The following is an 18,433-nucleotide window of genomic DNA, read 5'->3' on the forward strand; positions in this document are numbered from 1 at the left end:
CGCTCAGATCGCGCGCCCGACCACCCGGCCGTTGAGCAGGCAGGCGCCGAGGAACGTGCCTTCGAGCGAGCGGTGCCCGTGGATCCCGCCACCGCCGAACCCGGCGGCCTCGCCGACCGCCCACAGACCGGGCAGCACCTCGCCGCCTGGTCGCAGCACCCGCCCCTGGGTGTCGGTGTGCAGGCCGCCGAGCGTCTTGCGGGTCAGCGCTCGCAGCCGCACGGCGAGCAGCGGCCCGTCCTCCGGTCTGGTCAGCGGCGCCGGCTCGGCGACCCGCATCCGCTTGTCGACGACGTAGCTGCGCGCCTTGCGGATCTCCTCGAGCTGGGCATCCCCGCCGTGCTCGACGGCGGCGTCCCGCGTCTGGATGACGCTCGCGAGCGTAGTCGCCGAGATCTGCGAGCCCCCCACCAGGGCGTTCATGCCCGCCGCGAGCGACGCGACGTCATCGGCCCACACGAAGTCGGGGGACCTCGTCGAGAACTCGAGCACGGGCGTGGCGCCCCCGGTGACCCGCTTGAGGAGCCGGCGCACGCTCTTGCCGGTGAGGTCGGGGTTCATGTCCGAGCCGGAGAACGCGAACTCCTTCGCCATGATGGCCTTGTTCAGCACGAACCAGGAGTGCTCGTCACCGCGCCCGGTGAGGTACCGGAGTGCACCGAGCGCGTCGAAGCCGGGGAACAGCGGCGCGGGCAGCCGGTGGCCGTCGGCGTCGAGCCACAGCGAGCTCGGGCCAGGCAGGATACGCACCCCGTGGCGGGTCCACACGGCCGGGTCCATCGGCAAGCCCTCGGGGTAGTGCCACATCCGGTCGGTATGGACCACGTCGGCGCCGACCGCCGCAGCCCGGTCGATGCCGGTGCCGTCGGTGCCGTCGGGCACCCCGGCGAGCAGGTCCTGCGGCAGGCTGCCGGCGGCGGCCGGCCACAGCGACCGCACCATGTCGTGATTCGCGCCGATGCCGCCGGAGGCGACCACGACCGCGTCGGCCGAGATCTCCTCGCTACCCACCACCTCGCGACCGCTCACCTGACCCCGGCGTGCGGCCGAGTGGGCGAGCACATCCGCCCTGACCCCGGTCACGGCGCCATCGGTGACCAGGATCTCGCTGACCCGACGGCGGAACCGCACGTCGAGCCTGCCCGCCGCGCGGGCGTCGCGTGCGGCACGGACGAACGGTTCGAGCACGCCGGGCCCGGTTCCCCAGGTCACATGGAAGCGGGGCACGGTGTTGCCGCGCCCGTAACCCTCGTGTCCGCCGCGCTCGGCCCACTGCACGAGAGGGAACAGGCGTACGCCCAGGCCACGCAGCCAGGACCGCAGCTCGCCCGAGGCCAGCTCGACGTAGGCGCGGGCCCATGCGTACCCGTTCCGGTCGGGTCCCTCGCCCCGATCGGCGCCGTCGGCGAAGTCGGCGGCAGCCAGCCAGTCGGCGAGCGCGAGATCCGGGCTGTCCCTGACCCCGAGGCGTCGCTGCTCGGGCGAGTCGATGAGCAGCAGGCCGCCGAACGACCACCACGCCTGCCCTCCCAGGGAGGCCGCTGGTTCGGCGTCGAGCAGCGTGACGTGCCGCCCCCGGGCGACCAGCTCGGTCGCGGTGACGAGCCCCGAGAGGCCGGCTCCGATGACGACGACGTCGGTGTCTGCCATGGTCGGCACCCTATCGGCGCGGGCGGGCTGACGCCCGGGTCGTGGGCCGTGCGACCACGCCGTGGCGCGCCCGCACGGCCCCGCGCGCTACTCCTCCTCGGACCCGTCGAGCTCGCCCTCGGTGGCGGCGCGCTCGTCGGCCTCCGCGCTGTTCACGAGGTCGTCGTTGAGGTCGGGGTCGAGGGGCTGGTCGTCGTCGTCGCCCAGCGGGCTGACGACGCCCTCGTCACCGAGGCGCTCGTCGTCATCGCCGTCGTCGCCCGGAACTGGAACGACGGGAGGTGTGGGGGTGCTCGACATGATGCTCTCCTTCGAACTCGTCGGTCACGGACCTCGCTTCCGCGGAGGCCGCAGCGGTCCCATCACTGTATGCCTGGGCGCGGGCGGGCGCAGCGGCTTGCGGTCCCACGCCGGATGACTCAGAGCGACAGGTAGATCCGCATCGTGAGCGGGGCGAGCGTGGTGATGTGGCCGCTGTCGACGACGAGGCGCTCACCGGCGTCGGGGCGCTCCCAGGCGGAGTCCCACATCAGCTCGAAGCGCTGGTCCACACTCGGCACCATGACGTCGACCTCGTTGGCGGCACCGTTGAGCACCACCAGCACGTGGCGGTCCTCGACGTCGCGGCTCACGCGGTACTTCTGCAGCACCCGGCGGTGCGGGTCGTGCCACACGTCGATGGTCATCGGCTCGCCGGCCTCGTCGAACCACATCAGGGTGGGGCGCCCGCCGCGGGTCTCGTCGGGGCGGCGGAACCGCCAGGGACGCAGCACCACGTGGTCGCGTCGCAGCGCCGCGAGGTGCTGCACCGTGGCGAGCTGATCACGCTGGGGCTCGGACAGGTTCCAGTCCACCGACAGGGCGACGTCGTCGAAGCCGTCGACGGTGGTGCAGTAGGCGTTGTTGTTGCCGTGCTGGGTGCGGCCGAGCTCGTCACCGGCGGTGAGCATCGGGGTTCCGGTCGAGGCGAACAGCATCCCGAGGATGTTGCGCATCGAGCGCCGGCGGGCTGCGAGGATCTCGGGGTCGTCGGTCTCGCCCTCCACCCCGTGGTTCCAGGAGCGGTTGTTGTCGCTGCCGTCGCGGTTGTCCTCGCCGTTGGCGTGGTTGTGCTTGACGTCGTAGCTGACCAGGTCGGCGAGCGTGAAGCCGTCGTGCGCCGTCACGAAGTTCACCGAGGCGATCGGTCCGCGGCCCCCGGGCACGTCGGTGTGCGCGAACATGTCCGCCGACCCGGCGAGCCGGGTGGCCAGCTCACGCAGGTCGTGCCCCTCGCCACCGTTGCTGATCGCCGCCGCATCGGTCAGCCAGAAGGACCGGGCGCAGTCGCGGTACCTGTCGTTCCACTCGCTGAGCGGCGGCGGGAAGTTGCCGGTCTGCCAGCCGTGCGGTCCGAGGTCCCACGGCTCCGCGATCAGCTTGACGCCGCTGATCACCGGGTCGCTCGCGAGCGCCACCAGCAGCGGGTGCTCCATGTCGACCTGCTCCGCCTTGCGGGCGAGCGCCGTCATCAGGTCGAAGCGGAACCCGTCGACGCCGACCTGCTCGACCCAGTACCGCAGCGAGTCGAGGGTCAGCTGGATCGCGCGGTGGTTGCGGAAGTCGAGGGTGTTCCCGCAGCCTGTGACGTCCAGGTAGCGGTCCGCGGCGGAGCCGTCGTGCAGGTAGTACCCGAAGTCGTCGAGCCCACGCCAGGACAGCGTCGGCCCGTCGGGGCCGCCCTCGCAGGTGTGGTTGTAGACGACGTCGAGAATCACCTCGAGCCCCGCCTCGTGCAGCAGCTGCACCATGCCCTTGACCTCGTCGAGGACGGCGTCCGGTCCCGCCTCTTGGGCGGCGCGCGTGGCGTAGCTCGGCTCGGGCGCGAAGAACGAGAGCGTGTTGTAGCCCCAGTAGTTGACGACCCCGCGCTGCTGCAGCGCCGGCTCGGTCACCTTCGCGTGGATAGGGAGCAGCTCGATGCTGGTCACCCCGATGCTCTGCAGGTGCTCGATCGTGGCCGGGTGCGCCAGCCCGGCGTAGGTGCCGCGCAGGTGCTCAGGGACGCCGGGCAGCTGCTTCGTCAGGCCGCGCACGTGCGCCTCGTACAGGACGGTCCGGCTCCAGGTGACACGTGGCCGGTTCGCCACGCCGCCGCCCGGGTGGTCCGCGAGCACGACACCGTGCGCCACGAACGGTGCGCTGTCGCGCTCGTCGGGGCCGTCGACCGGCAACGGCGCGAGCTCGTCGTCGACCGGGTGCCCGTAGATCTCGGGCCGGAGCTCGACCTCGCCTGCGATGCCCCGCGCGTACGGGTCGAGCAGCAGCTTCGCGGCGTTGTGCCGCATGCCGTGGCCGGGGTGCCATTCGCCGTCGACCCGGAAGCCGTAACGCTGGCCGGGGCCCACGCCCGGCACGTGCGCGTGCCAGCGACCGTGCAGCCTCGGCAGCAGGGACACCCGCCGCTCGAGCAGCTCGCCCTCCTCGCCGTCCTCGAGCAGGCACAGCCAGACGTGGTCCGCGAACGGGGCGCTGACCACCACGTCCACGCCGTCGCCGACCAGGTGCACACCGAACCGCTCCGACCGGGTGGCCGGCGCCGTCGCGTCACTGGTCGAGAGCAACGTCACGGACGGTGCGGTCAGCGCAGTCATAGATCCTCGATGTCGGAAGCGGCCGCAACAATCTAGCGCCCGCGAGCCGGACGGCGGAGTACGCAGGGGCGGCGGGGCCGCCGGACGTGGCAGGCTGGCACCATGCGTGTGGTCGTCCTCGTCAAGCATGTCCCCGAGCTCCTGAGCGATCGCGCCCTCGGCGAGCGCGGGCTCACGGTCCGCACCTCGGACGACTCGACCCTCAACGAGGTCGACGAGAACGCCGTCGAGGCCGCGCTCCAGCTCGCGGCTGCCAGCGACGGCGAGGTGATCGCGGTCAGCCTCGGCCCGGCCATCGCCGTCGATGCGCTGCGTCGCGCGCTCGCGATGGGCGCCGGCCGAGCAGTCCACGTCACCGACGACGCCTTCGCAGGCTCCGACGTGGTCGCCACCGCCCGTGCGCTCACCGCCGCCGTGCGGGTGCTCGACGGCGAGGCTCCCGTCGACGTGGTCCTCACCGGTCTCGCAGCCCTGGACGGGCTGGGATCGGTGGTGCCCTCGCTGATCGCGGCCGAGCTGGGCTGGCCGCAGCTCACCGTGGTCGAAGAGGTCACGCTCGAGGGTGAGGCACTGGTCGCTCGCCGCGAGCTCGACGGCGCGACCGAGCGCTGGCGTGCCAGCACCCCCGCCGTGGTGTCGGTCATCGACACCGCCAACGACCCGCGGCTGCCCAAGATGAAGGATCTGCTCGCCGCCCGCGGCGCCGAGGTCACGGTGCTCACGCCGGCGGACCTGGGGTTGAGCGCTGCACAGGTCGGCGCCGCCGGGACGCGGACCCGGGTGGTCGAGGCCGCCCGCCGACCCGAGCATCCCGGTCCCGAGATCGTGACCGACGACGACGGCGAGGGCGGCGCGCTGCTCGCCAGGTACCTGATCGACAACGACCTCGTGGGAGGCGCCAGGTGAGCACCAGAGGGGTTCTCGTGGTCGCGCTCGGCGGCGTCCGCGCGCCGGTGCTGGAGGCTGTCACGCTCGCGCGCGCGCTCGGCACGCCGGCCGTGCTGTCGCTCCAGCCGCTCACCGACGACGACGTCACCGCGCTCGGCGCCGCCGGCGTGGCCCGGGCGCTCGTCGCCGATCTGGGCGAGGCGCGGCACGCCGCAGCCGTGAGCGGCCGGGCGGTCGCGGCCGCCGTCGAGGCCATCGGTGCGAGCCTCGTGCTGCTGCCGACGTCGTTCGTGGCCAAGGAGGTCGCCGCGCACGCCTCGTTCCTCCTCGACGCAGGCCTGCTCATCGACGTCGCCGCGCTCGCGCTCGACGACGAGACCGGCGAGGTCGTCGGCGACAAGCGTGTCTTCGCCGGCACCTGGGAGACGCGCTGCGCCGTGACCAGCCCGGTCGCCGTCGCGACCGTGCGGGCGAACGCGGTGGTGGCGGCTCCTGCCGGCGAGGCGACCACCACCGCCGTCGAGCCGCTCGAGGTCGATGCCACGCTGCCGCGTGGTCTCGCGCTGATCGGGCGCGAGGAACGACCGAGCGAGGGCCGCCCGGCGCTCGCCGAGGCCGCGACCGTGGTGCTCGGTGGCCGTGGCACGGAGGGCGACTTCTCCGCCGTCGAAGAGCTCGCCGATGCGCTCGGTGCCGCGATCGGCACCACCCGCGACTGCGTGGACGAGGGCTGGCAGCCGCACGACGCGCAGGTGGGCCAGACCGGCGTGACCATCGCGCCGCGCCTGTACATCGGCGCCGGCATCTCCGGTGCCCCGCACCATCACGGCGGCATGCAGGCCTCGGGCACGGTCGTGGCGGTGAACCTCGACCAGGACGCCCCACTGGTGCAGATCGCCGACTTCGCCGTGATCGGTGACCTGCAGGAGATCCTGCCCGCCGCCGCGCAGGCGATCCGCGAGCACCTCGACCGATGACCGCACCACTGGCCCTGCTGGACCTCGACGGCACGCTCAGCAACTCCGCACCGGGCATCCTGCGCTCGGCGAGCGTCACGCTCGCCTCCCTCGGGCTGCCCGTGCCGGAGCCGGAGGTGCTGCTGGCGTTCGTCGGACCGCCGCTGCCCGTCTCGCTGCGGGCGCACGGCGTGCCGGAGCATCGGATCCTGGAGGCCATCGAGGCGTATCGCGCCGAGTTCGAGGCCGGCGGCATGTGGGAGTCGGCGCCGTTCCCCGGGATCGGTGAGCAGCTCGAGCGCCTCCGCGCCGCGGGGCTCACGCTCGCCGTCGCCACGTCGAAGCCCGAGGGGTACGCGCGCCAGATCTGCGAGCGGTGGGGGCTCGACCGGCTGGTCGACGGCGTGTTCGGAGCACCGCCCGACCACATCCCCTCGACCAAGGCGACCGTCATCGCGCACGCCCTGGAGGAGCTCGGCCCCGCACGGGTGCCGGAGGCCTCTCGCATCATCATGGTGGGCGACCGCCACCACGACGTCGAGGGCGCGGCCGAGAACGGCATCGCCTGCCTCGGCGCGGGCTGGGGCTACGGCGACCCGGGTGAGCTCGAGGGCGCCGTCGCCGTGGTCGCCGAGGTCGCCGGTCTCGCCGACGCCGTGCTGCACCACGTGGCGACCGACCAGGGCGCCCTCGTCGGTCGGCGCGCCGAGCCCACGATCCACGCCGGCGAGCAGCGATGAGCCGGGTCCGGCTGGCCTGGTCCGCGCTGCCGGACCACGTGCGAGGCGAGATCGAGGACCGACTGGGCTCCGCCGTCGTCGATGTGCTCAGCCACGAGGGCGGCTACTCGCCCGGGATGGCGGCCACGCTGAGCACGGCCGACGGCGGCAGGACCTTCGTCAAGGCGGTCTCGGCGTCCTTCCATCGGCGCAGCTGGGAGCTGTACCGGGACGAGGCGCGCGTGAACGCGATGCTCCCGGACGCGGCGCCGGCGCCGCGGATGCTGTGGAGCCTCGACGACGGCGAGTGGGTCGCGAACGGGTTCGAGGCAGCCGACGAGCCGGTCGATCTCCCCTGGGACGAGCGGACCCTCGAGGAGGTGCTCGCGGTCTACGACGTGCTGGCCGGCATCGAGGGGCCTGCGGGGCTGCCCACCGTCCCGCACGAGCTCGGGCTGATGACCGGCTGGCACACCGCGCTCGCGGACGGCTCCGACCTCAGCTCGTGGGACCCGTGGGTGGCGGCGAACCTGCGCGACCTGGAACGGTTGAGCAGGAACTACGGGAGCCGCGCAGCGGGCACCGCGCTGGTCCACCTCGATGCGCGTCGCGACAACATGGTCCGTCGCGGTGGCCGGGTGCTGCTCGTGGACTGGCCGTACGCGGCTGTCGGGGCGCCGTGGGTGGACCTGCTCGCGCAGCTGCCGAGCATCACTCTCGAAGGCGGCGGCGACCCCGCTGACCTCTGGGCGCGCGCCGGGATCAGCAAGGACGTCGCGGAGGACGACGTGACCACCGTGCTCGCGGGGCTCACGGGCTACTTCGTGCACGGCAGCGTGCAACCACCGCCGCCGGGGGTGCCGCACGTGCGCCAGTTCCAGCGCGCCCAGGGCGAGATCGGGCTCGCGTGGCTGAGGCAGCGGCTGGGGGAGTAGCCGCAGCTCAGGGCGCGGCAGACAGGACCGCCGTCACCGCCGCACCGGGCCAGACGATGAACCACGCGAGCGATCTGGCCATCAGGCAGCCGCCGCGGTGCCCGACCCGGACGAGGACCAGCAGAGCCACGAGGTAGCTCAGCGGGATCAGGCCGAGCACCACGGCCCGGGCGACCGGTTGGTCGGCGAGCGGCTCCGACAGCGCGACCGCCACCACGAACGCGTAGATCACCAGGGTGATCAGCGGCGAGACCACGCCGATCCAGATCCCGTGCCCGATGCCGCGCCCCTGGAACCACGGCCGCACCCGCTGGCCGCAGGGGCACAGGCGCCATCCCGGGGGCAGCGGCTCGGCGGTGGGTGCCGGCGCGGTCGCCCCGTAGGGCAGGTGCGCGTCGCCGCCCATCAGGGGACCTCCATGACACCGATCTCGTACCCGGTCGAGACGAGGAGCCCGTCGATGCCCGCGAGCTGGTCCCCGGTGTTGCGCTGCGTCCACAGGAGCTCGCCGCTCGCGAGGTCGAGCCCGGCGGCGTGGGTGCCGGCGTCGATGACGGCGACCTCCCCGACCTGGACGACGGAGAAGACGTAGCCGTCGCCCTCGAGCGGCCTGGTCCACAGCTGTGCGCCGGTGACCGGGTCGAGCGCCACGAGCACGGCGTCGCCCGCCACGATCGTGGCATCCGCCAGCGTGTATGCCGAGGGCGGCAGCACGATCCCGCTCCAGGTGCCCGGCTGCTGGGTGAACCGGTACGTCGCCGGGCCGGCGATCTGGCCGGTCTCCCAGTCCACCGGGACGATCTCGAACTGGTTCGTGACCGGCTCGGTGATCGCCACGGGTCGCGCGTCGGAGCGATCCTCGGGGACGGTGAGCCGAGCGCCGGGCAGCGACCAGGTGATCGTGCCGTCGAGGGCGTGCCGATGCAGGCCGTCGTCGTCCTGGCAGAGATAGTGGTCACCCTGCGCCGTGCCTGCCCTGCAGTGGTGGACAAGGACCGGACCGGTGACGGGATCGATGATCGCCGCGCCGGGAGTGGCCCAGAGCATCACCAGGCCATCGTCGAGATCACGCCAGCGTGGACGCTCCAGCACCGGGTCGCCGTCGGAGTCGTAGACGTGCGAGAACAGCAGCTCGGCGGAGTCGAGGTCGGCGACGTCGATGCTCCACAGCTCGGTGCCGTCGGGCGCGAAGCCGGCCATCTCGGCATGGGGTGCCGGATCGGCGGGGCCCACCGCGACCAGCCCCTCGGCGGTCGCGTGCACCGTCTGGACCTCCCGCAGCGAGGTCTCGACCGTGACGGTGTCCTCACCGGTGGCGATCTCGATCTGGTGGTACACCCAGGTCCCGCCGTCCTCGTGCAGACACCGGAGCGCCCCGTCGAAGGCGTGGTCCGCGCACAGGACCCCGGGCAGCGGCCGCTCCCACAGGACCCCGCCGTCGGCGGGGTCGAGCGCGGCGATGCCGGCGGTGCGCCACCCGGAGCCGCTCTCGGTCTGCCAGGCGACCACCCACGCGTCGTCGGCCACGATGATCTGAGGTCCGGTGAAGGCACCGTCGGGGTTGCGGGCGAACTCGTCGCCGTCCTCGGGCTCGGTGAGGTCCTCCGGCCCGAGCAGCCACACCGCGGCCATGTCCGGCACGTCCCCGGTGGTGCTTCCCACGGGGGGCGGATCCTCATCGCCCCCGAGCCTGCTGACCGCGGCTCCGACGAGCTGGACGACGATCAGCAGCGCGAAGGCGCCCACGAGGATCCACGAGGACCGGGAGCGGCGTGCGGGCCGTGCCGGAGTCGGTCGAGCTGTCGAGAACGGTGCCGATGGCGCGGGCGGGTGGTGACCGCCGGCCGGCCCGGCTGGTGCGGACGGACCATGCCTGCTCGGCGTCGATGCCGGTTGCTGCGGGCGCTCGCCGTCATCCATCTCGACCGAGTACGGCTGCGGGGCGGTGAAGCCCGGAACGGGAGCCGGGTCATACCCGTCGCCGATACCGTCGTCGGGAGCAGGGTCGCCAGGCCGGAACCGGGCGTCGTCGGGCTCGCTCATCACCGGGCAGGGTAGCCAGCGCGCGGGGCCCCGGACCGCGAGCACCGCGGGTACCTCTGCCCGACCTACACTCGGATGTCGTGACGGCGACCTATCTCGATCACGCGGCGACCACGGTCGTGCGCGACGAGGTCGCGCACGCCTACGCCGAGGACCTCCGCCGGCTCGGCAACCCCTCCTCGGTGCACAGCTTCGGCCGCGAGGCACGCCGCGTGCTCGAGGAGTCGCGCGAGCAGCTCGCCGCCGATCTCGGCGCCCACCCGACCGAGGTGATCTTCACCGCAGGCGGCACCGAGGCGGACAACCTCGCGGTGGTGGGCGGGTTCCATGCCGCCAGGGGGACGCGACCTGCGGTCGCGATCTCCGCCGTCGAGCATCATGCGGTGCTCGATGCCGCGCACTGGCTCGGCTCGGCGCAGGGGGCCGAGGTGACCGAGCTCGCGGTCGACCGCGAGGGTGTCCTCGACCTCGATGCCCTGACGGCGTACCTCGCCTCGGCGGCAGAGCGCACCGCGGTGCTCGCGGTGATGTGGGCGAACAACGAGACCGGCGCGCTGCAGCCCGTGCGGGAGGTCGTCGCTGCCGCCGGTGGCGTCGCCGTGCACACCGACGCGGTGCAGGCGCTCGGGCACGTGCCGCTCGACTTCGCCGAGATCGGCGTGACCACGCTCGCGCTCTCGGGCCACAAGGTCGGCGCACCGGTGGGCGTGGGCGCGCTGCTCGCACGGCGCGACGCCGCGCTGGCGCCGGTTCTGCACGGCGGCGGTCAGGAGCGCGGCATCCGCTCCGGGACCCTCGACGCCGCCGGGGCCAGGGCGCTCGCGCTCGCGGTGCGGCTCGCGGTCGCCGAGCAGGCGAGCGAGCAGGCGCGGCTCGGTGAGCTGCGGGACCGGCTGCAGGCGGGCGTGCTCGCCGCGATCCCGGAGGTGAGCGCACGATCGGCCGGCGCCGATCGGCTCCCGGGGCACCTGCTGCTCACGATTCCGGGCACCGATGCCGACGCCGTGCTGTTCGGCCTGGACGCCGCGGGTGTGGCCGCCTCCTCGGGCTCGGCCTGCACCGCCGGTGTCACGCAGCCCTCGCACGTGCTGCTGGCGATGGGCGACGACGTGCGGACGGCGCGCTCCGCGGTCCGGTTCACGCTGGGCCGGACCACGACCGAGGCCGACATCGACCGGGTGCTCGCGGTGCTGCCCGGTGTGGTCGAGCGCGCCCGCGCCGCGAACCTGCCCCGACAGGGCGCAAGCGTGACCCGGAGCGGCCAGCCACGCCCTGCCGGCGAGCCTGCGCCCTCCGGGCGTGGACGTGTGGCGGGCGTGCGATGAAGGTGCTCGCAGCGCTCTCCGGCGGCGTGGACTCGGCGGTCGCGGCCGCACGTGCGGTCGACGCGGGGCACGAGGTGGTCGGCGTGCACATGGCGCTCTCGCGCAGCCGCGCTCAGCACCGCAACGGCTCCCGGGGCTGCTGCTCGATCGAGGACGCCTCCGATGCCCGCCGCGCGGCCGATGTCCTCGGTATCCCGTACTACGTGTGGGACCTGTCGGAGGAGTTCGAGGACACCGTCGTGGCGGACTTCCTGTCGGAGTACGAGGCCGGCCGCACGCCCAACCCGTGCGTGCGCTGCAACGAGCACATCAAGTTCGCCGCGCTGCTCGACCGCGGTCTCGCGCTCGGGTTCGACGCGGTGGCCACCGGGCACTACGCACGCATCGTGGACGGCGAGCACGGGCGCGAGCTGCACCGCGCCGTCGACAGCGCGAAGGACCAGAGCTACGTGCTCGCGGTGATGGGCCGGGAGCGGCTCGAGCGATCGCTGTTCCCGCTGGGCGACGTGGAGTCCAAGGACGTCGTGCGCGCGGAGGCCGCCGCGCGCGGGCTGTCGGTCTCGGCCAAGCCCGACTCCTACGACATCTGCTTCGTGGCCGACGGCGACACCCGGGGTTTCCTGGCCGCTCGCCTCGGCGAGCGCCCGGGTGAGATCGTCGACTCCTCGGGCGCCGTCGTCGGGACCCACCAGGGCGCCTACGGCTTCACGGTCGGCCAGCGCAGGGGCCTCGGGATCACAACACCTGCGAGCGACGGCGCGCCCCGGTACGTGGTCGCGACCGATCCCGCGGCGAACCGCGTGGTGGTCGGTCCGGCCGCGCTGCTGAGCGTGGACGAGATCACCGGTGGGGACGTCGTCTGGCTCGCGGAGCCCGGACCGTTCCAGGACGTGACCGTGCAGGTCCGGGCGCACGGCGAACCGGTCGCTGCGACGGTCGAGGTGGACGGCGGCACCCTGGTCGCGCGGCTGGCGACGCCGTTGCGCGGCATCGCCGCCGGGCAGTCGATCGTGGTCTACCGGGGCACGCGCGTGCTCGGGCAGGCGAGCATCACCTCAGCGGCCCGCGCCGGTGCGGTCGGCGCCGTTCGCTGATGTCAGGGGAACGGCAGCCCGAGGAGCTCGTTGCCGAACCACTGGGTCGCGAGCGCGAGGAGGGCGTACCCGAGCAGGAGCACGACGAGCGAGCCTGCCGCGCGGCGGTTCTTCGCGAGGCTGCCGCCGATGCCGGCGAGCACGAGACCGAAGAACAGCACGGCGAGCGGGACCAGGACCAGCTGGCTGGGCTCGACCTCGCAGACGTTCGCGTCGAGCCTGCCCTCCAGGCACAGCATGCGGCCCGCCGCGGCCGCCAGGCCCATCGCGACCGAGAGCAGCAGGCTCAGGTAGCCGAGGAACGGGGCGAGGGCGCCGAGGGCGCCGGAGCGGTACTGGTTGGTGCGGATGCCGTCGGTTTCCACCGGGGCGAGCGTGGAGACCTGGGTCTGGCTGCCGGTGTTGAGCCCGTGGACCTCGGGCTGCTTCTGGTTGTAGGGGTCGAAGATGCTCATGCCGCCGCTCCCATCGCCCAGGCGAGCCCGACGAGCCCGAAGCCCAGCAGCGCGTAGAGCCAGCCGATGCCGCGGCCCTGCTGGCGCTCGATGCCGGCACCGCGCGCCAGCGAGAAGGCGCCGAGCACCGCGACGATCGGCAGTAGCACCTGGATGCGGCCCGCCTCGTTGCTGAGGCACTCCCACGCGCCACCGCCGTCGATGCAGGTCGCCACCGAGGTGCCCCAGTCCACGACCCACTCGCGCGCGACGAGGGCCGCGAAGACGATCGTGCCGACCACGAGCAGGAAGGTCGCGAACCCGAGACCGGGAACGGCGCGCTGCTGCTGGGGCTGTGGCGCGCCGGGCGCGGTGACGCCGCCCGACGTCGCTGACATGGTGTTGACGACCGTGATCGGCTGACCCTGCTGGGCCTGCGCGGTCGGCGGCGTGGGCGGGGGAGCCCATGGCGTGGCCTGCTGCGGGTGGTTCTGGCCGCGGTACGGCTGCTGCCCCGCCTGCTGCGGCATCCACGGGGCCGCCTGGGGCGCGCTCGGGGGCGCGGGCGGCTCACCGGATCCGGGCCACCACGGCTGCGTCATGTGCTCATCCCACCACAGCAGGCTCCGATGTCGGTGCTCCGCGACACAATGAGGGCGTGAACGAGCGCAGCGAGGCAGTGCCCGACTCCGTGGAACACGTCGCGGCCGGAGCCGCGGCCCAGTGGCAGGCCCTGGCCGAGGAGGTCCGCGACCACCAGTTCGCGTACTACGTCAAGGACAGCCCCACGGTCTCCGACGCCCAGTTCGACGCGCTCCTGAAGGAGCTGGAGGCGCTCGAGGAGGCACACCCCGAGCTGCGCACCCCGGACTCGCCGACCCAGCGTGTCGGCGGCACGTTCTCCACCGAGTTCCGCACGGTCGACCACCTTGAGCGGATGCTCTCGCTCGACAACGCCTTCAGCCTCGAAGAGATCGACGCGTGGGCGGGGCGTGTGGAGCGCGAGGTCGGTGCCGACACCCACTTCCTGTGCGAGCTGAAGATCGACGGTCTCGCGATCTCGCTGGTCTACGAGAAGGGCCGGCTGGTTCGCGGCGTCACGCGCGGCGATGGTCGCACCGGGGAGGATGTCACGCTCAACGTCCGCACGATCTCCACGATCCCGCAGCGGCTCACGGGCGAGCACGTCCCCGACCTGCTGGAGGTGCGCGGTGAGGTGTTCTTCCCGGTCGTCGACTTCGAGGCCCTGAACGCCTCGTTGGTGGAGGCCGGCAAGCCCCCGTTCGCGAACCCGCGCAACACCGCCGCCGGATCGCTACGGCAGAAGGATCCGCGCGTGACGGCGTCGCGAAACCTCAAGATGTTCGCGCATGGCATCGGTGCGATGCGATGGCCGGGTGGCATGGTCCCGAGCAGCGCACGCCTGTCCCGGCAGTCCGAGGTCTACGACCTGCTGAGTGGATGGGGGATCCCCACCTCGCCGTACAACCGCGTCGTCGACGACCTCGAGGGCGTGCGCACGATGATCGCGCACTACGGCGAGCACCGGCACGATCCAGAGCACGAGATCGACGGCATCGTCGTCAAGGTCGACGAGGTCGCCGCGCAACGGCAGCTCGGCACCACCTCGCGCGCCCCGCGCTGGGCCCTCGCATACAAGTACCCGCCCGAGGAGGTCAACACCAAGCTGCTCGACATCCGCGTCAACGTCGGGAGGACCGGCCGGGTGACGCCGTACGGGGTGATGACGCCGGTCGTCGTGGCCGGGTCCACGGTCGAGAACGCCACCCTGCACAACGCGAGCGAGGTCAGGCGCAAGGGCGTGCTGATCGGCGACACGGTGGTGCTGCGCAAGGCCGGTGACGTGATCCCGGAGATCGTCGGGCCGGTCGTCGAGCTGCGTGACGGCACCGAGACCGAGTTCGTGATGCCGACCGAGTGCCCCTCGTGCGGCACACCGCTCGCCCCCGCCAAGGAGGGCGACGTCGACATCCGGTGCCCCAACTCCCAGCGTTGCCCCTCACAGCTGCGCGAGCGGGTGGATGCCCTGGCCGCTCGGGGTGCCTTCGACATCGAGGCTCTCGGCTGGGAGGCCGCGGTCGCGCTGACCGACCCCGAGAACGGTCGGCCCGAGGATCCAGCCCGCTACCGACCGAACGGCGTCCTCGACGCAGAGCCACCCAGCGAGCTGCCGCCGCGGCAGCAGCCGGTGCTCGAGACCGAGGCAGGTCTGTTCGATCTCACCGTCGACGACCTGGCATCGGTGCGCGTCTGGCGCGAGATCAAGCGCAAGGGCCAGGCCACCGGTCTGTGGGAGGACCGGCTGTTCTTCTTCACCAAGGGGGATGCGAAGAAGCCGTCGCAGCCCACCCAGAACACGCGGATGTTGTTCGAGCAGCTCGAAACGGTGAAGTCGCAGCCACTGTGGCGGGTGCTGGTGGCCCTCTCGATCCGGCACGTCGGTCCCACCGCGGCCCGCGCGCTCGCCCAGCACTTTGGCTCGCTGGCCGCCATCGAGGCGGCCACCGAGGGCGAGCTCGCCGCGGTCGAGGGGGTCGGTCCCACGATCGCCGCCGCGCTGAAGGAGTGGTTCGGCGACCCTGACGACCCCGACAACTGGCACCGCGAGATCGTCCGGCGCTGGGCCGCCGCCGGCGTCCGGATGGAGGATGAGCGCGACGAGTCGATCGAGCGGACCCTCGAGGGGCTCACCGTCGTGGTCACGGGCTCTCTCGAGAACTTCTCACGAGACGGCGCCAAGGAGGCGATCCTTGCCCGCGGTGGCAAGGCCTCGGGGTCGGTGTCGAAGAAGACCGACTTCGTCGTCGTCGGCCCCGGCGCCGGCTCCAAGGAGACCAAGGCCCGCGAGCTCGGGCTGACCATCCTCGACGAGGCAGGATTCCAGGCGCTGCTCGACGGCGGGACCGAAGCGGTGGCGGATCTCTGAGCTTTCAGGCCGTCTCCGCGGTCGCCAGCATGCCCGCGAGCCCTGGCGTGTCGTTCACACGTGCCACATGCGTGCGCATGACACGGTAGAGGTCGGACATCCACGGCGGAATCGCCCCCCCAGCGGCGCCCACAGAGGTTTCCGGCGCGAGCGACGGATAATGGGCAGATGATCTCCGACGACCTTGCCCGAGCCCTCCGCGATGCCGGGGTGCGGTGGGAGCCCGCGTCCGGCGACCGGTTCCGCATCGACAAGCAGGCGCTGACCGAGGAGGTCTTCACGGTCTCCGACATGGTGATCGAGGAGCACCGCCACGATCAGGGCAACTTCTTCGGCTTCAACGGCACCACCGAGTGGGCGCTCGACTCCGTGCCGACCGCCGACACCCTGTGGTTGCCGCGCGAGGATCAGCTGCGCGAGCTCCTCGGTGCAGCTTTCGTCTCGCTGGCCCGTGACGGCGAGGAGTACCTCGCCACCGCGCAGGTCTACGGCCACGAGCCGATCACCGGGCGCGGCAGCGACGCCGCCGACGCCTACGCCCTCGCGCTGCTGGAGCTCGTCGGCCTCGCGGTGTCCTGAGGGCGCCGGACCAGCGGCAGGATGCTGGACATGAGGATCGACCTCAACGCAGACCTCGGCGAAGGCATGGACGACGGAACGGCTGACGCGGCGATGCTCGGCGTCGTCAGCAGTGCCAACGTCGCGTGCGGCGGCCACGCCGGCGACGGTGCGTCGATGCGGGCGGTGTGCGAGATCGCCGTATCGCGCGGCGTGAGCATCGGGGCGCACGTCTCATATCCGGACGTCTCCGGCTTCGGTCGCGTCGCCATGGATCTCGCGCCGGACGACCTCCTCGACTCGCTGACCGGCCAGCTCGACAGGCTCACGACGGCGGCCCTCGGCGCGGGTGGTCGGGTCACCTTCGTGAAACCGCACGGGGCGCTGTACCACCGCGTCGCGGTCGATCCCGAGGTCGCCGAGGTCGTGGTGCGGCTCTGCCGCGGGGCCGGGCTCGCCGTCGTCGGGCTGCCCGCCTCCGTGGTGCTGCTGCAGGCCGAGGCCGCCGGGCTCGCCACCGTGCCGGAGGCCTTCGCCGACCGCGGCTACCTGCCCGGGGGCGGCCTGGTGCCCCGCACCGAGACCGGCGCGGTGCTGCACGACCCGCACGAGGTCACGCAGCGCATGGTGGGCCTGGTGCGCGACGGCACGCTCACCGCGGCCGACGGCACCTCGGTCCAGGTGACCGCCCGCAGCATCTGCGTGCACTCCGATACCCCGGGCGCGGTCCAGATCGCGCGCTCGGTCCGTGCCGGCCTCGTCGCCGCCGGCGTTCACATCGTGGCGGCCACGTGAGCCGGGTGCTGCCCTCGGGGGAGCGGTCTGTGCTCGTGGAGGTCGACGATGCGGCTGCCGCGCACACGCTCGCCGGCCACCTGCGCGAGCGCGCCGAGGATCAGGTCGAGGAGATCGTCCCCGGTGCCCGCACCGTGCTGGTCGTGGCCCGCGAGCCCCGCCTGCTACCGGGGCTGCTGGAGGTGGTGGCGGCGGCCGGGGCATGCGGCCCCGCGGCGAGGGAGCCCACCGAGGTGAGCATCGCCGTCGAGTACGACGGCGATGACCTTGCCACGGTGGCCCGCCTTACCGGGCTCTCGGTCGAGGAGGTGGTGCGGCGACACAGCCAGGCGCGCTACGTGGTCGAGTTCCTCGGGTTCGCGCCCGGGTTCGCCTACCTCGCCGGGCTGGACCCGGTGCTGCACCTGCCGCGGCTCGACAGCCCGCGCCCGAGCGTGCCCGCCGGGTCGGTCGCGATAGCCGGTCCCCACGCAGCGGTCTACCCACGCTCCTCGCCCGGCGGCTGGCGGTTGCTCGGCCGCACCGACGCGGTGCTGTTCGATGTCGACGCCGACCCGCCCACCCCGCTCGCCGCGGGCACCGTCGTGCGGTTCGAGCCGCGATGATCGAGGTGCTCGAGGTGGGTTCGGCGTTCGTGCAGGACCTGGGGCGGCCGGGCCTGTCGCATCTCGGCATCTCGCCCTCGGGCGCCGCGGACCGAGCATCGCTGGTGGCCGCGAACCGGGCGCTGGGCAACGACCCCGGGGCTGCCGCGCTCGAGATCGTCGGTCCTCTCGCGGTGCGCGCCGATGCCGATCTCCTGGTGGCGGTCACCGGTGCGCACGCACCCGTGCTGGTCGACGGCGTGGCCACCGACGCCCGTGTCCTCGCCGTGGCCTCGGGCTCGGTGGTCACGCTCGGGATGCCGCGCTGGGGGTGGCGCAGCTACCTCGCGGTCCGTGGTGGCATCGACGCGCCGCTGGTGCTCGGATCCCGATCCACCGACGTGCTCTCCGGGCTCGGCCCGGCGCCGCTGCAGGTCGGGGACCGGCTCGCGGTCGGACAGGCGACAGGCGCGGTGCCCACGAGCGAGCCACACCCCGAGGTGATCACTCCGGGACCGCTCGTCATGCTCGATGCCTCGCCCGGCCCACGAGCCGACTGGCTCGCCGACCCCGACGAGCTCTACCGCAAGCCCTGGCGGGTCTCCGCCCTCGCTGACCGCGTGGGCCTGCGACTCGAGGGAGGACCGCTGACGCGCGCGATCACCGACGAGCTGCCCTCGGAGGGCGTCGTGACCGGGTCGGTGCAGGTGCCTCCGAACGGTGAGCCCGTGATCCTCGGGCCGGACCACCCGGTCACGGGCGGCTACCCCGTGGTGGCGGTGCTGACCGCGGCCGCGTGCGACGCCGTCGCCCAGCTCCGGGCGGGGATCACGGTGCGGTTCCGCCGCAGCGGGCCGCGGTGACGATCCCGT

18 protein-coding genes are annotated in these 18,433 nt (G+C 73.1%); 11 read left to right on the forward strand and 7 right to left on the reverse strand.

Annotation, left to right across the window (positions count from 1 at the left end):
• Positions 1-3: 3 nt before the first annotated feature.
• From GPA03_RS00390 to glgX, 3 genes are all read right to left on the reverse strand, one after another.
• Entirely contained in the window at positions 4-1,650 is a 1,647-nt protein-coding gene (locus GPA03_RS00390; protein ID WP_156250033.1) for an FAD-binding dehydrogenase, read from the reverse strand.
• 87 nt (positions 1,651-1,737) lie between these two features.
• The gene (locus tag GPA03_RS00395) at positions 1,738-1,950 is read right to left on the reverse strand and encodes a hypothetical protein (RefSeq protein WP_156250034.1); all 213 of its coding nucleotides are present in this window, start codon (positions 1,948-1,950) and stop codon (positions 1,738-1,740) included.
• A 119-nt stretch (positions 1,951-2,069) separates the two neighbouring features.
• Positions 2,070-4,283 (reverse strand): glycogen debranching protein GlgX, encoded by a 2,214-nt coding sequence (gene glgX / locus GPA03_RS00400; RefSeq protein ID WP_156250035.1) that lies wholly within the window; start codon positions 4,281-4,283, stop codon positions 2,070-2,072.
• A gap of 102 nt (positions 4,284-4,385) precedes the next feature.
• Here glgX and GPA03_RS00405 point away from each other — a divergent pair, with 102 nt between their 5' ends.
• The 4 genes from GPA03_RS00405 to GPA03_RS00420 are packed head-to-tail and all read left to right on the forward strand — an operon-like array spanning position 4,386 to position 7,781.
• Positions 4,386-5,189, forward strand: a complete 804-nt coding sequence (locus GPA03_RS00405) for an electron transfer flavoprotein subunit beta/FixA family protein (RefSeq protein ID WP_156250036.1) — start codon at positions 4,386-4,388, stop codon at positions 5,187-5,189.
• Positions 5,186-6,148: an electron transfer flavoprotein subunit alpha/FixB family protein gene (locus GPA03_RS00410; RefSeq protein ID WP_156250037.1), complete on the forward strand. Its 963-nt coding sequence runs from the start codon at positions 5,186-5,188 to the stop codon at positions 6,146-6,148. The genes GPA03_RS00405 and GPA03_RS00410 overlap by 4 nt, the downstream gene beginning before the upstream one ends.
• Positions 6,145-6,867 (forward strand): HAD hydrolase-like protein, encoded by a 723-nt coding sequence (locus GPA03_RS00415; RefSeq protein WP_156250038.1) that lies wholly within the window; start codon positions 6,145-6,147, stop codon positions 6,865-6,867. The genes GPA03_RS00410 and GPA03_RS00415 overlap by 4 nt, the downstream gene beginning before the upstream one ends.
• Positions 6,864-7,781, forward strand: a complete 918-nt coding sequence (locus GPA03_RS00420) for a phosphotransferase family protein (RefSeq protein WP_156250039.1) — start codon at positions 6,864-6,866, stop codon at positions 7,779-7,781. Before GPA03_RS00415 ends, GPA03_RS00420 begins: the two co-directional genes overlap by 4 nt.
• A gap of 7 nt (positions 7,782-7,788) precedes the next feature.
• On the opposite strand, the gene GPA03_RS00425 is transcribed toward GPA03_RS00420, so the two are convergent.
• Positions 7,789-8,187, reverse strand: coding sequence for a hypothetical protein (locus tag GPA03_RS00425; protein WP_156250040.1), 399 nt, complete (start codon positions 8,185-8,187; stop codon positions 7,789-7,791).
• Positions 8,187-9,824 carry an outer membrane protein assembly factor BamB family protein gene (locus tag GPA03_RS00430; protein ID WP_156250041.1) on the reverse strand — a complete coding sequence of 546 codons (1,638 nt, stop codon included), beginning with the start codon at positions 9,822-9,824 and terminating at the stop codon, positions 8,187-8,189. The genes GPA03_RS00425 and GPA03_RS00430 overlap by 1 nt, the downstream gene beginning before the upstream one ends.
• Before the next feature lie 80 nt (positions 9,825-9,904).
• On the opposite strand from GPA03_RS00430, the gene GPA03_RS00435 reads away from it, so the two are divergent.
• Positions 9,905-11,149 (forward strand): cysteine desulfurase family protein, encoded by a 1,245-nt coding sequence (locus tag GPA03_RS00435; protein ID WP_241681007.1) that lies wholly within the window; start codon positions 9,905-9,907, stop codon positions 11,147-11,149.
• Positions 11,146-12,243, forward strand: a complete 1,098-nt coding sequence (mnmA, locus tag GPA03_RS00440; protein WP_156250043.1) for a tRNA 2-thiouridine(34) synthase MnmA — start codon at positions 11,146-11,148, stop codon at positions 12,241-12,243. Before GPA03_RS00435 ends, mnmA begins: the two co-directional genes overlap by 4 nt.
• 2 nt (positions 12,244-12,245) lie before the next feature.
• On the opposite strand, the gene GPA03_RS00445 is transcribed toward mnmA, so the two are convergent.
• Together GPA03_RS00445 and GPA03_RS00450 are read right to left on the reverse strand one after the other, a co-directional pair.
• Positions 12,246-12,698, reverse strand: a complete 453-nt coding sequence (locus tag GPA03_RS00445; protein ID WP_156250044.1) for a hypothetical protein — start codon at positions 12,696-12,698, stop codon at positions 12,246-12,248.
• Positions 12,695-13,279, reverse strand: a complete 585-nt coding sequence (locus tag GPA03_RS00450; protein WP_241681008.1) for a hypothetical protein — start codon at positions 13,277-13,279, stop codon at positions 12,695-12,697. Before GPA03_RS00450 ends, GPA03_RS00445 begins: the two co-directional genes overlap by 4 nt.
• Before the next feature lie 56 nt (positions 13,280-13,335).
• On the opposite strand from GPA03_RS00450, the gene ligA reads away from it, so the two are divergent.
• From ligA to GPA03_RS22745, 5 genes are all read left to right on the forward strand, one after another.
• A complete protein-coding gene (gene ligA / locus GPA03_RS00455) occupies positions 13,336-15,624 on the forward strand; it encodes an NAD-dependent DNA ligase LigA (protein WP_421958389.1) in 2,289 nt (762 codons plus the stop codon).
• Positions 15,625-15,792: 168 nt separating this feature from the next.
• On the forward strand, positions 15,793-16,203 hold the full coding sequence (locus GPA03_RS00460) for a hypothetical protein (RefSeq protein WP_156250047.1): 411 nt from the start codon (positions 15,793-15,795) through the stop codon (positions 16,201-16,203).
• 30 nt (positions 16,204-16,233) lie between these two features.
• A complete protein-coding gene (locus GPA03_RS00465) occupies positions 16,234-16,977 on the forward strand; it encodes a LamB/YcsF family protein (RefSeq protein ID WP_206673419.1) in 744 nt (247 codons plus the stop codon).
• A complete protein-coding gene (locus GPA03_RS22740; protein ID WP_156250049.1) occupies positions 16,974-17,582 on the forward strand; it encodes a 5-oxoprolinase subunit B family protein in 609 nt (202 codons plus the stop codon). Before GPA03_RS00465 ends, GPA03_RS22740 begins: the two co-directional genes overlap by 4 nt.
• Positions 17,579-18,424 carry a 5-oxoprolinase subunit C family protein gene (locus GPA03_RS22745; RefSeq protein ID WP_156250050.1) on the forward strand — a complete coding sequence of 282 codons (846 nt, stop codon included), beginning with the start codon at positions 17,579-17,581 and terminating at the stop codon, positions 18,422-18,424. The genes GPA03_RS22740 and GPA03_RS22745 overlap by 4 nt, the downstream gene beginning before the upstream one ends.
• The last annotated feature ends 9 nt before the right edge of the window (positions 18,425-18,433 follow it).

The sequence above is a fragment of the Pseudactinotalea terrae genome (assembly GCF_009733845.1).
GTDB classification, from domain to species: domain Bacteria; phylum Actinomycetota; class Actinomycetes; order Actinomycetales; family Beutenbergiaceae; genus Pseudactinotalea; species Pseudactinotalea terrae.

Coding starts and splice junctions, on each gene's coding strand:
- GPA03_RS00390 (WP_156250033.1), bottom strand. CDS start 1,650: ATGGCAGACACCGACGTCGTCGTCATCGGAGCCGGCCTCTCGGGGCTC.
- GPA03_RS00395 (WP_156250034.1), bottom strand. CDS start 1,950: ATGTCGAGCACCCCCACACCTCCCGTCGTTCCAGTTCCGGGCGACGAC.
- glgX (WP_156250035.1), bottom strand. CDS start 4,283: ATGACTGCGCTGACCGCACCGTCCGTGACGTTGCTCTCGACCAGTGAC.
- GPA03_RS00405 (WP_156250036.1), top strand. CDS start 4,386: ATGCGTGTGGTCGTCCTCGTCAAGCATGTCCCCGAGCTCCTGAGCGAT.
- GPA03_RS00415 (WP_156250038.1), top strand. CDS start 6,145: ATGACCGCACCACTGGCCCTGCTGGACCTCGACGGCACGCTCAGCAAC.
- GPA03_RS00420 (WP_156250039.1), top strand. CDS start 6,864: ATGAGCCGGGTCCGGCTGGCCTGGTCCGCGCTGCCGGACCACGTGCGA.
- GPA03_RS00425 (WP_156250040.1), bottom strand. CDS start 8,187: ATGGGCGGCGACGCGCACCTGCCCTACGGGGCGACCGCGCCGGCACCC.
- GPA03_RS00430 (WP_156250041.1), bottom strand. CDS start 9,824: ATGAGCGAGCCCGACGACGCCCGGTTCCGGCCTGGCGACCCTGCTCCC.
- mnmA (WP_156250043.1), top strand. CDS start 11,146: ATGAAGGTGCTCGCAGCGCTCTCCGGCGGCGTGGACTCGGCGGTCGCG.
- GPA03_RS00445 (WP_156250044.1), bottom strand. CDS start 12,698: ATGAGCATCTTCGACCCCTACAACCAGAAGCAGCCCGAGGTCCACGGG.
- GPA03_RS00450 (WP_241681008.1), bottom strand. CDS start 13,279: ATGACGCAGCCGTGGTGGCCCGGATCCGGTGAGCCGCCCGCGCCCCCG.
- GPA03_RS00460 (WP_156250047.1), top strand. CDS start 15,793: ATGATCTCCGACGACCTTGCCCGAGCCCTCCGCGATGCCGGGGTGCGG.
- GPA03_RS00465 (WP_206673419.1), top strand. CDS start 16,234: ATGAGGATCGACCTCAACGCAGACCTCGGCGAAGGCATGGACGACGGA.
- GPA03_RS22745 (WP_156250050.1), top strand. CDS start 17,579: ATGATCGAGGTGCTCGAGGTGGGTTCGGCGTTCGTGCAGGACCTGGGG.